Genomic DNA, 13658 nt, shown 5'->3' on the forward strand with positions numbered 1-13658 from the left:
CTTGGCTGCAATAGCCCAGGGAATATTGGGTTACACCCTAAGAAAGTGCTTGGAATCCTTCGGAAAGCGGTCTAGGGTCGCTTCATGCACCGGGCGGCATCCGCTGGATCAGCGATTCGAAAATAGATTGCCGGGCTTTGGGGTTTCTCAAAACAAACGTCCTGACATATCGTGTCCGGTGCTGGGCTCTGGATTTTTGGAATAGTTTCCGGGATCAGCGGCGTCCGTGGACGTGATCTCGACAGCGAGGCGCGAAGGCTGCGCTCTCAACGCCGATGCGGCGCGTCAGAGCGCAATGGAAACAGACATTTCGGGTGAATGATTTATGAGGCCTGGACAGCAGAAGCAGCGCAGCCGCGGCCGCAGCAGCGGCGGCAACAACAACAATAGCAACAACAATAACAACAATAACAACAACAATGGCCGCAAGGGCCAGAACCCGCTCACCAGAACCTATGACAGTTCCGGACCCGATGTGAAGGTTCGCGGCACAGCTCAGACGATCGCCGAAAAATACATGACATTGGCGCGGGATGCGTCGAGCTCCGGCGATCGGGTCATGGCGGAAAACTATCTTCAGCATGCCGAGCACTATAACCGCATCATCGCGGCGGCGCAGGCCATGTATCAGGAGCGTTTTCAGCGCGACGATCGCCTTGATCAGAATCAGGATCGTCAGGATTATTCCGACCGCGACGAGGATGACGGCGAAAACGGGGGCGAACAGTCTTCCGCCGAGGCTGCTTACCAGCCGCAACCGCAACCGCAGGTCCAGCCCCAGCAGCAGGTCCAGCCGTCGCCGCCACAGGTCCAGCCAAAGCCGCAGCACAAGCCGGCTCCTCGGCATGTTCAGCCTCAGGTTCAGCCGCAACCGATCATCGACGAAAGCACGCCGCAGCCAGTGATTGAGGGTGTGCCGGCCGAAGTGCAGATCGAAACCGAATCTGCTCAACAGGACGCTAAACCGGCCGGCGAAAAGTCGCCGCGTCGCCGCAGCGCAGGTCGTCCGCGCCGCACGCCGCGCGCCGCGACGGCGGACGCCGAAGGCGGCGAGACCGCGCCCGAGCCAGCGACGGCCGAATAGGTCCAATCGGTAGACATGAAAAAGCCGCGTCCGATCCTGTCGGGCGCGGCTTTTTCGTCAATGCATATCGTCGATCAGGCGGCGATGGCTTCCTGGTCGTGGAACATCTTGGCGAGATTCAGGAAGCAGATCATGCCGTTTTCGCGGGCAATGATGCCGTCGGTATAGGCCTTGTCGAAAGACGTGGTGATTTCGGGCGCCGGCTGGACTTCGGAACTCTTGATGGTGAGAATGTCAGAGACCCGGTCAACCAGCATGCCGATGATCATGTTGCGAACTTCGGTCACCACGATGGCGCTGCGTTCGTTGGCGGCGGTGCTCGGCAAGCCCAGTTTACGAGCGAGATCGATAATCGGGATCACGGTGCCGCGAAGGTTCATCACGCCGATCACGTCCTTGGGCGAATGCGGGATCGGCGTCGACGGCGCCCAGCCGCGAATTTCGCGGATGGTCGTGGTCTTCACGCAGAATTCCTGATCGTGCAGGCGGAAAGCGATGATTTCGATCGTGTCGGATTCGAAGATCGTGGTGGACTGCGGTGTCGCCATGCTCAAAACTCCTCCCAGTTGTCAGCGGACTGGGCAATAGCGGCATTGCCTTGCGAGGCGAATGCCCGGTTGATTCTCTGCGGCTTTGCCCGCTGCGTCGACCTTGACGGCGTCGCCGCAGCGGCGGCCACTGGCGTGGAAGTCGTCCGGTGTCGCGGAGCGCCGGTTTTGAAAGTCGCGAGCAGCGTGTTCAATGCGCTCACTTCCCTGGCAAGACCGTGGCTCGCTGCGGTGGATTCCTCGACCATGGCGGCGTTTTTCTGAGTGCCTTGATCCATGGTTATCACGGCTTCGTTAATTTCCTTTAAACCAGTCGCCTGTTCCCGCGCCGATTCCACAATGGCGCGAATATTGCGATCGATATCCTGCACCTGGCCGACGATTTCGGTGAGGACCTCGCCGGTTTGCCCCACCAGGCCGACGCCGCCCTTGACCTGTTCGGACGAGGTATTGATCAATGTCTTGATCTCTTTTGCGGCATTCGCCGAGCGTTGCGCCAGTTCGCGAACTTCCTGGGCCACGACTGCGAAGCCCTTGCCGGCCTCGCCCGCTCGCGCTGCTTCGACGCCTGCGTTGAGAGCCAGGAGATTGGTCTGGAAGGCGATGTCGTCGATCACGCCGATAATGTTGGAGATTTCGCGTGAGGAATTCTCGATGGCGCCCATGGCCTTGATCGCCTGTTGCACGACCGATCCGGATTTTTCGGCGTTTTCCTTGGTGCGGCTGACGAGGCGGCTTGCTTCTTCGGCGCGTTTGCTTGAATCGGCCACGGTGGTCGTGATCTGTTCGAGAGCGGCGGCGGTTTCTTCGACCGATGCGGCCTGTTGCTCCGTGCGGCGGGCGAGATCGTCCGCAGCGGTGCGGATCTCATTGGCGCCGGCGCCAATGGCGTATGCATTGTTGCTGATTTCGTTCATGGCGCTTTTGAGGCGGCCGATCGAGCCTATGAAATCCTGTTGGATTCTCTGGAGATTTTCCGGAAATTGAACCGTCAGCGTCTGGTCGAGATTGCCCTCGGCGAGTTCCCGAAGCCCATGCGCCAGGGCATCCACGGCGTTGACGCGCAATGTCACGTCGGTGGCGAATTTCACCACCTTCACCACCCGACCGGACGGGTCGAGGATCGGATTGTAGCTCGCCTGGATATAGGCCGCGCGTCCGCCCTTGCCGATGCGCTTGAATTCGTCGGCCTTGAATTTTCCGGCGGCGAGGTCGGTCCAGAAATGTTTGTAATTGTCCGAGCGCACATAGTCGGCGTCGCAGAACATCGAATGGTGTTTGCCGATGATTTCCGACAGCGTGTAGCCGAGGGTGGAGAGAAAATTTTCATTGGCGGTAATGATCTCACCCGATGGGGTGAATTCGATCACCGCCTGAATGCGGGAGATGCTCTCAAGTTTGCCAGCGTCTTCGATCGCTTTCAACTTGCGCTCCGTGATGTCGGTCGCGATCTTGACGACCTTGCGCACTTTGCCGCCTGAGATCACAGGATTGTAGGATGCCGCGATCCAGACCTCCCGCCTGTCTTTTCCAAACCGAAGATATTCACGGGCGTCGAATTCGCCGCGTCTGAGCTTGCTCCAGAATTCGCCATAGGCCGCGCTCGCCGCCTCAACGGGATCGACGAACATGCGGTGATGCTTGCCTTTGATGTCTTCGAGTCTGTAGCCCATGACCCGACAGAAGTTTTCATTGGCGGTCAGGATCTCGCCGTCTATCGAGAATTCAATGATAGCCTGTGATTTGTGGAATGCAGTCAACACACTGGCCGCGTCGCTGCCAAGATTGAACCCTATCATTGTTTGCTCGCCTTTTTCCGCCGAGGATACTCGACTGTCCTCCATGAGGTGGAGAGGTGCTGGGGCTTTCGGGTCAAAACCGAAAAAACAGCAATGCGATAATCGTTGCTTCAAGCCTCGATTCGAACGAAATATCGACTCGCTCGATTACCGCGTGAATTCATCCACCCTGTAGGGTTAGATTTCACAAGAAAATTTAAGAAATGATTATGAGCTGCTAATACAAGCGTCTTTTTGAACTGAATTGATCAAAATAGCTTCAAATGCCGCAAATATTTGCAATACAAAATTGAAAAATCCCGGAGAACGTCTCCGGGATTGAAATCGTCTGTCGAAAGGGTCAGTAACGCACGACCACCTTTGTCCGGTGGCGGTAGCGGCGCGGGCAATCGTCGATATAGCGGCGGCCCCACTGGTCGCGATAGTAGCACTGGCCCGGCTGGGCGGCTACCGCGCCGAGAACGCCGCCGATCGCCGCGCCCACGGCTGCGCCGCGCACGTCGTTGGAGACGATGCCGCCAATCACGGCGCCGGACGCCGCGCCGACAGCCGCGCCTTTTTCCGTCTGGGTGCAGCCGGCCACCGTCAGCCCGGCCACAACAATTGCGATTACTTTATACATGAGTGCCTCCGAAAGTTTGCCGGCCATCCGGCAAAATCAAGCTATGGAGCCGGAACGAACGCCCGTTTCGCGAATCCGGCTCGATATCGCTAGAAGCTAAAAAAGCTTAAAATGTGAAATCGTTCCAGCCACCCGGGGAATAATTTCACGAAAAATCTCGCCATTGCGGCGGTTTGAAAACCACTGTCTCACCAATGCGTCACTTTGTTTCCACGGCTCGGCATTTCTCGATCATCCCGCTTGATGAATGACAGGATGGTGGCACACTCGCCCATGGGTCAAACCCTTGGGAGGAAGAGGATGACAAAGCTAACCTTGACGGTGAACGGTCGCCGCATGTCCGCGGACTGCGACGACCGAACCCTTCTCGTGAATTTCCTACGCGACAAGCTCGCCCTCACCGGCACGCATGTCGGCTGCGACACCACGCAATGCGGCGCTTGCGTCGTGCATATGGACGGCAAGTCGGTCAAGAGCTGTTCCATCCTGGCTGTTCAGGCCAGCGGTTCCGACATCACCACAATCGAAGGCGTAGCCTCGGACGGCGAAATGCACCCGGTGCAGGCGGCGTTCAAGGAAAACCACGGTCTACAATGCGGCTTCTGTACGCCCGGAATGGTGATGACCTCGATCGACATGATCCGCCGTCACGGCGGCCAGCTCGACGAGGCCACCGTGCGCCATGAGCTCGAAGGCAATATCTGTCGGTGCACCGGCTATCACAACATCGTCAAATCGGTGTTGTCGGCCGCAACCGACATGAACGCCAAGCAAGCCGCCGAATAAGAGTCAGTCTCTCGGGAGGAGAAACCGATGGGTATCGAAGGAATTGGCGCGCGTGTAACGCGCAAGGAAGACAAGCGCTTCCTGACAGGCAAGGGCCGCTACACGGACGATATGAGCGTGCCGGGCATGAAATACGCGGTGTTCGTGCGCAGCCCGCATGCGCATGCCAAGATCACCGGCATCGACATTTCCGCCGCCGTCGACATGCCCGGCGTGATTGGCGTGTTGACCGGCAAGCAGTTGCAGGAAGATGGCATCGGCAGTCTCATCTGCGGCTGGATGATCCATTCCAAGGATGGATCACCGATGAAGATGGGCGCCTGGCGGCCCATCGCCTATGACACGGTCCGCTATGTCGGCGACGCCGTGGCCGTGGTGGTGGCCGACAGCGTGGGCGAAGCCCGCGACGCCGCCGAACAGGTGGTGGTCGATTACGACGTGCTCGACGCCGTCGTCTCGTCGCTCGCCGCGCTTGAAGCTGGCGCGCCGCAGATCCATCCGGAAGCGCCCGGCAATCTGATCTTCGACTGGGAGATCGGCGACAGTTCCGCAGCCGACGCGGCGATCGCCCGCGCCGCCCATGTCACCGAAATCGAGCTTCACAACAACCGGCTTTCACCCAATCCGATGGAGCCGCGCGCAGCGCTCGGCATCTATGACGAGGCCGAAGAACACTACACCTGCTACACGACCTCGCAGAATCCGCATGTGGCGCGGCTGGTGATGAGCGCCTTCTACAATGTCGCCCCAGAAAACAAGTTGCGCGTCATCGCCCCGGATGTCGGCGGCGGCTTCGGCTCGAAAATCTATATCTATCCGGAGGAAATCGTCTGTCTCTGGGCGTCCAAGAAGACCGGCGTGCCGGTGAAATGGACGTCGGATCGCACCGAAGCCTTCCTGACCGACGCGCATGGCCGCGACCATGTCTCCAAGGTCAAGATGGCCTTTGACGCCGACAACAATGTCATCGGACTTAAGGTCGACACGGTCGCCAATCTCGGCGCCTATATGTCGCTATTCTCGTCGGCGGTGCCGACCTATCTCTATGCCACCTTGCTGTCGGGCCAATACGCCATTCCGGCGATCCACTGCAATGTGCGGACGGTCTATACCAACACCGCCCCCGTCGACGCCTATCGCGGCGCGGGACGTCCCGAAGCCACTTATCTTCTCGAACGAACGATGGAAACGGCGGCGCGCGAACTCGGCGTCTCTCCGGCCGAGTTGCGCAAGCAGAATTTCATCCGCAGCTTCCCCTATCAGACGCCCGTGATCATGAATTACGACGCCGGCGATTATGAGGCCTCGCTGAACGCCGCCATGGAGGCCGCTGATTGGAACGGCTTCCCAGCCCGCAAGGCCGAGGCAAAGGGTCGTGGCAAGCTGCGCGGCATCGGCATGAGCTGTTATATCGAGGCCTGCGGAATCGCGCCGTCCCAGGCGGTGGGTTCGCTCGGCGCCGGCGTCGGCCTGTGGGAATCGGCCGAAGTGCGGGTGAATGCGGTGGGCACGATCGAAGTGCTGACCGGTTCGCACAGCCATGGCCAGGGCCATGAAACCACTTTCGCCCAGTTGGTCGCCGATCGTCTCGGCGTGCCGATCGCCAATGTCAACATCGTGCATGGCGACACCGACAAGGTGCAGATGGGCATGGGCACCTATGGCTCGCGCTCCGGCGCCGTCGGCATGTCGGCGATCGTCAAAGCGCTCGACAAGGTCGAGGCCAAGGCCAAGAAAATCGCCGCGCATCTGATGGAGGCCGACGAGGCCGATATCCAGATCGAGAACGGCGAACTTGTGGTCGCCGGCACCGACAAGAAGCTGCCCTGGTTCCAGGTGGCGCTCGCGGCCTATACCGCGCATAACCTGCCGTCCGGCATGGAGCCGGGCCTGAAGGAAAGCGCCTTTTACGATCCGTCCAACTTCACCTTCCCGGCCGGCTGCTACATCGCCGAGGTCGAGGTCGATCCGGAAACCGGCAAGACCGAGATCTGCCAGTTCGTCGCCGCCGACGATTTCGGCAACATCATCAATCCGATGATCGTCGAGGGACAGGTGCATGGCGGTATCGCCCAGGGCGTGGGCCAGGCGCTGCTTGAAGGCGTCATCTATGATGAGACCGGCCAGTTGCTGACGGCGAGTTACATGGATTACGCCATGCCGCGCGCCGATGATCTGCCGTCCTTCAAAGTGTCGCATCAGAACACGCCCTGCCCGGGCAATCCCTTGGGCATCAAGGGCTGCGGCGAAGCCGGCGCGATCGGCTCGCCGCCGGCGCTGATCAACGCCATCACCGACGCCATCGGCAATAACGCACTCCACATGCCCGCCACGCCTGAAAAGGTGTGGTCGCTTGCCAACGCCTGACCCGGGGAGGAACCACGATGTACAACACGTCCTATCACCGCGCCTCTTCCGTCGATGACGCTGCGGCCAAATTCGGCGGCGGAGAAGACGCCAAATATCTCGCCGGCGGCATGACGCTGATCGCCACGATGAAGCAGCGGCTGGCGTCCCCGTCCGATCTCGTCGATCTCCGGCATGCGCCGGAGCTCAAGGGTATTTCGGTCAATGGCGCGTCGGTGCGCATCGGCGCCGGCGTCACCCATTTCGAGGTGGCGACGTCGTCGGCGCTGCGCGCCGTCTGCCCCGCCATCACGCAGCTCGCCGGCATGATCGGCGATCCGCATGTCCGTCACATGGGCACGATGGGCGGTTCGGTCGCCAACAACGATCCGGCGGCGGATTATCCCTCCGCCGTATTGGCGCTCGACGCTGCCGTCGTCACCAACAAGCGTCGCATCGCAGCAGACGACTATTTCCGCGGCATGTTCGAGACGGCGCTGTCGGATGGAGAGCTCATTGTTGCCTTCGAATTCGAAGCGCCGGCCAAGGCGGGATATTCGAAATTCGCCAACCCCGCCTCGCGCTACGCCATGGCTGGCGTCTTCGTGGCGAAATCCGCCTCGGGCGCCGTGCGCGTGGCGGTGACGGGCGCGGGCTCCAATGGCGTCTTCCGCCACGCCGGCATGGAGGCGGCGCTTGCGGCCAACTGGTCGCCTGACGCGGTCGGGAACGCCGACGTCGACGAAGGCCTGATGATGGCCGATATTCACGGCTCGTCCGCCTATCGCGCCAATCTGGTGCGCGTGATGGCCAAGCGGGCGGTCATCGCCGCCGGTTGATCGTACTGGATCAAAATAGGACGCCGCAGCACTGGTATTTTGGGGCTGCGGTGTCTTGGCATTTAACAAGTGTTTATTCTTTTATTCGTAAGAATTTGAGGACGCCGGGTTCGACAATGAAGTCGACCATGAGCCCGCTCGGCTGCATGATGCGCGCCGGGTTCGGGAATGCTTTCAGGAAATTTCGATGACCTCGTCTCTCCAAGGGAATGCCGCAGTCAACATCGACCGCCGTCTGGAATTCATGCAACTCGGACAGGCGGAAAAGGCGCGGCTCGGCGCCCTTCGCGAAGTCATCGAGCAGGAGTTGCCCAAAGCGCTCGACACATTTTACGCGACTGTGAAACGCACGCCCGAGACCAGCCGTCATTTTTCTTCCGATCAGCATATGGCCGCCGCCAAGGGCGCTCAGGTCGGGCATTGGACCAGTATTATCAAGGGCGACTTCACCGAAAAATACGCCGCCAATGTCCGCGCGATCGGCATGGCGCATGCCCGGATCGGACTTGAGCCGCAATGGTATATCGGCGGCTATGCGATGATTCTCGATCACCTGCTCAAGGAAGCGGTCAAGGCGCATGCGCCGAAGAACGGCCTGTTCGGCAAGAAGGGGCTGGACGCCGATGAACTCGGTTCTATGCTCGGCAGCCTCGCCAAGGCGGTGTTCCTCGACATGGATCTGGCGATCTCGGTCTATGTTGAAGAAAAAGAAGCCGCGCTCAAAGCGTCGCAGCAGCAGGCGCTGAACGAAGCCGAACGGGTCTCCGAAGTCCTCGGCCAGGCCATCGCAGCGCTCGGCGAAAAGAGACTTGATCATCGCATCGGCTCGGAACTGCCGCCGGCCTATGCCGCCATGGGCAAGGCCTTCAACGCCGCCATGGAAGAGCTCGGAGGCACTATCCATCGCATCGAGACCTCGGCCTCTCATATCCAGACCGAGGCCAGCGACATTCATGCCTCCGCCGATCATCTCGCCAAGCGCACTGAACAGCAGGCGGCTTCTGTCGAGGAGACGGCCGCCGCTCTCCAGCAGATCACCGCCACCGTGTCCGATTCGGCCAAGCGCGCCGGTTTGGCCAATGATCTCGCCGGCCGCGCCAAGGCCGGCGCGCAGCAATCCGGTCAGATCGTCGACCAGGCGGTCGCCGCGATGAGCGGCATCGAGAATTCCTCCAAGGAGATCTCCAACATCATCGGCGTGATCGACGAGATCGCTTTCCAGACCAATCTGCTCGCGCTGAACGCGGGCGTCGAAGCGGCGCGCGCCGGCGATGCGGGCAAGGGTTTTGCGGTCGTGGCGCAGGAAGTGCGCGAGCTTGCGCAGCGCTCCGCCAAGGCGGCCAAGGAAATCAAGAGCCTGATCACCAATTCTGGCGAGCAGGTGAAAAACGGCGTCGCGCTTGTTGCCGAAACCGGCGAAGCGCTGAGCCGAATCGTCCATGAAGTCACCGAAATCAGCCAGCACATTCACGCCATCCACGAGGCGGCGCGCGATCAGACCAATGCGCTGTCGGACATCAATTCCTCGGTGACCGTCATTGATCAGGGCACGCAGCAGAATGCGGCGATGGTGGAGCAGGCGAATGCCGCCAGCAATCATCTCGCCGACGAGGCGGTGCGAATCAACGACATGCTCGGTGAGTTCCGCACCGGCCGCGCCAAGGAAACGGTCAGCGCCCGGTCGGCGGCGAAGCCTGCCTTGCAGTCCAAACCGGCTCCACGCGCATCCCAGCCAGCCGCCGTCAAACATGTTCCCCCCAGGCCGCAGCGCAGCGCGCCCGTGTCCATCGGCGCCACAGCGCTCGCTCGGGACAATTGGGAGGAGTTCTAAAAATCATCTCCGGATGCCGCTCACAGGCCGTCTTGACGTAAGTCAAGGCGGCTTCGCTTTTATGGCTTTAAGGCGTATTTTAGCGAATATGAATGACGATGCGTTCTAACGACGCGGAGCTCATGATTCGCGGGGGCAGGGGTTGACGTTTGGAATGATTCCAAACACAAAAGACCTTAAGAGTCTGGAGATGATTATGGAATTCGAAGCCTTCTTCACGGAAGCGCTGGATGGGCTGCACCAGGAAGGCCGCTACCGCGTTTTCGCCGATCTCGAACGTCGCGCGGGACAATTCCCCAAGGCGATTCGGCACACGGAAAACGGCCCGCAGGAAGTGACGGTCTGGTGTTCGAACGATTATCTCGGCATGGGCCAGCATCCCAAGGTCATCGCCGCGATGAAGGAAGCGATCGATTCCTGCGGCGCCGGCGCTGGCGGAACGCGCAATATTTCCGGCACGAATCACTACCATGTCCTGCTTGAGCAAGAGCTCGCGGATCTGCATGGCAAGGACGCGGCGCTGCTGTTCAATTCCGGCTATATGTCCAATTGGACCACGCTCTCGACGCTCTGTTCGAAGATCCCGGGAATGATCGTATTCTCGGACGCCGGCAACCACGCCTCCATGATCGAAGGCATCCGCCACGCCAAGTGTCAGCGGGTGATTTTCAAGCACAATGATCTTGCCGATCTCCGCGCCCATCTCGAAGCCGCCGATCCCAAGGCGCCGAAGATGATCGCGTTTGAATCGGTCTATTCGATGGATGGCGATATCGCGCCCATCAAACAGATCTGCGATCTCGCCGAAGAATTCGGCGCCATGACCTATCTCGATGAAGTGCATGCTGTTGGTCTCTATGGACCGCGCGGCGGCGGCATCGCCGAGCGCGACGGCCAGATGCATCGCCTGACGGTGATCGAAGGCACGCTCGGCAAGGCGTTCGGCGTCATGGGCGGCTATATCACCGGCTCGCATGCGCTGTGCGATTTCGTTCGCTCCTTCGCTTCCGGCTTCATCTTCACCACCTCGCTGCCTCCGGCCATCGCCGCTGGCGCGCTCGCCTCCATCCAGCATCTGAAGGCGAGCCCGTTCGAGCGCGCCCGCCATCAGGACCGGGTGCGCAAGCTGCGCGCTGCGCTCGACGCCAACGGCATTCCGCATCTCTCCAATCCCAGCCATATCGTGCCGGTGATGGTGAAGGATGCGGCCAAGTGCAAATGGTTGTCGGACCTGCTGCTCGATCATTTCGGCATCTATGTCCAGCCGATCAACTATCCGACGGTGCCGAAAAAGACCGAGCGCCTGCGCATCACGCCGGCGCCTTATCACACCGACGGCGATATCGAGCATCTGGTCGGTTCGCTGCATTCGCTGTGGGCGCGCTGCGCTCTGGCCCGCGCCGTCGCCTGATTAAATCCATCGCTTGAATTTGACATGCGGATCATCGACAGATGGTCCGCATGTTTCGTTTCGGGGGTATTTGCATGTCGATGGATCACAGACTCGATCAGGCGATCGACCGCGCTATCAGTGAAGGACGCATCACGGGAAGCGTGGTGCTGGTCAGTCGCGATGGCGAACGCGTCTATAGCCGCGCTGCCGGTTTTGCCGATCGCGAGGCTGGGCGGCTGGTTGAGATGGACACGATCTTCCGGCTGGCGTCAGTCACCAAGCCCTTCGTCGCCGCGACCGCGCTCGCCATGGCGGAGCGCGGTCTGATCTCGGTCGGGGATCTTGTCCGGGATCATCTGCCCTGGTTCCAACCGAAGCTGGCGGATGGGCGCCTGGCTGACATCACGCTTCATCACCTGCTCACCCATACCGCAGGCCTCGCCTATGATCCCGCGCTGGAACGTCTGCCAGCCGATCTCGCCGTCAATTGCGGCCTTGCCGACACCGATCTTGGTTACGAGGCCAACTTCTCGCGGTTGAACGCCATTCCCCTGCATTTCGAGCCGGGGAGCCAGTGGCTCTATTCCTACGCCACCGATATTCTCGGGGCGGTGATCGCGACGGTCCACGGATCGACGCTAGAAGAGGCGGTCTGCGCTTATGTAGCAGATCCACTCGGGCTATCAGACTGCCGTTTTCACGTCACCGATCCCGCGCGCCTGGCGGTCGCCTATGCGGATGGGCATCCCCAGGCTATTCGCATGCCCGATCCCTATAGTCCGCCTGAGACCGAAGGCTGGACGCTGACCTTCTCGCCCGGCCGGATCTTCAATCCCAAGGCGTTTCAGTCCGGCGGGGCGGGCATGGCGGGAACAGCGCCGGATGTCATGACCTTCCTCGAGACCTTGGCGCGGGGCGGCGGCGACATTCTGTCGCCGGAGACCGCGCGAGCGGCGCTGTCGAACCAGATCGGCGGCATCGAGGCGGAATCTGGCCGCAAATTCACCTATGTCGGGGCGCTGGTGACGGATCGTCGGCTGGCGATGACGCCGCAGGCGGAGGGCACGGTGCGCTGGGGCGGCGTCTACGGGCTCAACTGGTTCATCGACCCGGTCAATCGCATCACCGGTCTGTCGGTGACCAACACGGCGCTCGAAGGCTGTACGGGCCGCTATCCCGACGAGATCGTTCAGGCGATCTATGGCTGAGATCAGCCCGTCTTGCGGGCGATGAGATCGCCGGCGCGCCGGCGCGCCTCGTTGTCGGCCGCAAACACATCCTCGATCGTCGCGGCGGCCTGCCAGTCGACCATCGCCTCCATCGTCGCCTCGGCAATGTCGGCCATGTCGAGAAAGCCGATGCCGCCGTCGCAATAGGCGTGGAAGGCGGTTTCCTCGGCGGCGTTCATCGCCAACGCCTGAATCCCGCCGCGCATAAGCGCCAGGCGGGCGAGCCGGAGCGCGGGAAAGCGAACCTCGTCCGGCGCTTCGAAATCCAGTCGCGCCAGTTTGGCGAAATCGAGCCGCTCCACATTGAGGGCAGGGCGGTCGGGATAGGCCAGCGCATAGCCGATCGCCGCGCGCATGTCGGGCGCGCCGAGCTGGGCGATAATCGAGCCGTCGCGATAGCCGACCATTGAATGAATGATCGATTGCGGATGCACGATCACCTCGATCTCATGCGGCTCTAGATCGAAGAGATGTTTGGCCTCGATCACTTCCAACGCCTTGTTGAACATGCTGGCGCTGCCGATGGAGATCTTTAAGCCCATCGACCAGTTGGGATGGGCGCGGGCGACGTCGGCGCTCACGCCAGCCATCTGCTCGCGGCTCCATGTGCGGAAGGGGCCGCCCGACGCGGTCAGGATCACCCGCTCCACCGCATGGCGGCGTTCGGGATCAAGCGACTGGAAAATGGCGCTGTGTTCACTGTCGACGGGTAGCAGACGCCCGCCGCCGGCCTTGACGGCGCCGACGAACAATTCACCCGCTGACACCAGGCATTCCTTGTTGGCGAGCGCGATATCGGCGCCGCGCCGCGCCGCAGCCAGGGTAGGGGCCAACCCGGCGGTGCCGACGATCGCGGCCATCACCGTTGAGGCGGGCATCTCGGCGGCTTCGATCAAGCCGCTCTTGCCGGCCGCGACCGCGATGTCCGTCCCTGCCAGGGCGTCCTTGAGATCCTGATAGCGGGCCTCATCGGCGGTGACGGCCAGCTTGGCTTTGTGCGCCCGGGCCTGCTCGGCGAGAAGCGCGATATTGCCCGCTCCGGTGAGCGCCGCCACCTCGAATTCGTCCTGAGCCCCCATTTGCGTCAGCACATCGAGCGTGTTGACGCCGATGGAGCCCGTGGCTCCGAGGATAGTGATGCTTCTCGTCATGCCGGCCGCTTCGCCTGATAAATTGAATAG

The 13658-nt window shown here is 61.1% G+C and carries 11 protein-coding genes; 7 read left to right on the forward strand and 4 right to left on the reverse strand.

Translation table 11 applies throughout. The annotated features are described in order from the left end of the window. Positions 1 to 325: 325 nt before the first annotated feature. Positions 326 to 1084 carry a DUF4167 domain-containing protein gene (locus M2360_RS15300; RefSeq protein WP_280776124.1) on the forward strand — a complete coding sequence of 253 codons (759 nt, stop codon included), beginning with the start codon at positions 326 to 328 and terminating at the stop codon, positions 1082 to 1084. Between the two features lie 74 nt (positions 1085 to 1158). Here the strand turns inward: M2360_RS15300 and M2360_RS15305 are convergent, their stop codons facing one another. From M2360_RS15305 to M2360_RS15315, 3 genes are all read right to left on the reverse strand, one after another. Further along, the gene (locus tag M2360_RS15305; RefSeq protein ID WP_280776125.1) at positions 1159 to 1632 is read right to left on the reverse strand and encodes a chemotaxis protein CheW; all 474 of its coding nucleotides are present in this window, start codon (positions 1630 to 1632) and stop codon (positions 1159 to 1161) included. Positions 1633 to 1634: 2 nt separating this feature from the next. Then, positions 1635 to 3431, reverse strand: coding sequence for a PAS domain-containing methyl-accepting chemotaxis protein (locus tag M2360_RS15310; RefSeq protein WP_280776126.1), 1797 nt, complete (start codon positions 3429 to 3431; stop codon positions 1635 to 1637). A 340-nt stretch (positions 3432 to 3771) separates the two neighbouring features. Continuing rightward, entirely contained in the window at positions 3772 to 4053 is a 282-nt protein-coding gene (locus M2360_RS15315; RefSeq protein ID WP_280776127.1) for a YMGG-like glycine zipper-containing protein, read from the reverse strand. A 300-nt stretch (positions 4054 to 4353) separates the two neighbouring features. Between M2360_RS15315 and M2360_RS15320 the strand changes: the two genes are divergently transcribed. The 6 genes from M2360_RS15320 to M2360_RS15345 all read left to right on the forward strand — a co-directional run bounded on the left by M2360_RS15320 (position 4354) and on the right by M2360_RS15345 (position 12456). After that, positions 4354 to 4839 carry a 2Fe-2S iron-sulfur cluster-binding protein gene (locus M2360_RS15320; RefSeq protein ID WP_280776128.1) on the forward strand — a complete coding sequence of 162 codons (486 nt, stop codon included), beginning with the start codon at positions 4354 to 4356 and terminating at the stop codon, positions 4837 to 4839. 27 nt (positions 4840 to 4866) lie between these two features. Then, positions 4867 to 7206: a xanthine dehydrogenase family protein molybdopterin-binding subunit gene (locus M2360_RS15325; RefSeq protein ID WP_280776129.1), complete on the forward strand. Its 2340-nt coding sequence runs from the start codon at positions 4867 to 4869 to the stop codon at positions 7204 to 7206. 17 nt (positions 7207 to 7223) lie between these two features. After that, positions 7224 to 8024, forward strand: coding sequence for a xanthine dehydrogenase family protein subunit M (locus M2360_RS15330; RefSeq protein ID WP_280776130.1), 801 nt, complete (start codon positions 7224 to 7226; stop codon positions 8022 to 8024). Between the two features lie 187 nt (positions 8025 to 8211). After that, a complete protein-coding gene (locus tag M2360_RS15335) occupies positions 8212 to 9855 on the forward strand; it encodes a globin-coupled sensor protein (RefSeq protein ID WP_280776131.1) in 1644 nt (547 codons plus the stop codon). Between the two features lie 196 nt (positions 9856 to 10051). Next, positions 10052 to 11266, forward strand: coding sequence for a 5-aminolevulinate synthase (gene hemA, locus M2360_RS15340; protein ID WP_280776132.1), 1215 nt, complete (start codon positions 10052 to 10054; stop codon positions 11264 to 11266). 74 nt (positions 11267 to 11340) lie between these two features. After that, positions 11341 to 12456 carry a serine hydrolase domain-containing protein gene (locus tag M2360_RS15345; protein WP_280776133.1) on the forward strand — a complete coding sequence of 372 codons (1116 nt, stop codon included), beginning with the start codon at positions 11341 to 11343 and terminating at the stop codon, positions 12454 to 12456. 2 nt (positions 12457 to 12458) lie between these two features. Here the strand turns inward: M2360_RS15345 and dxr are convergent, their stop codons facing one another. After that, complete coding sequence (dxr, locus tag M2360_RS15350) at positions 12459 to 13628, reverse strand: 1-deoxy-D-xylulose-5-phosphate reductoisomerase (protein WP_280776134.1); 1170 nt, start codon at positions 13626 to 13628, stop codon at positions 12459 to 12461. Between the last annotated feature and the right edge of the window lie 30 nt (positions 13629 to 13658).

The sequence above is a fragment of the Rhizobium sp. SG_E_25_P2 genome, assembly GCF_029892285.1.
Taxonomy (GTDB): Bacteria; Pseudomonadota; Alphaproteobacteria; order Rhizobiales; family Rhizobiaceae; genus Rhizobium_E.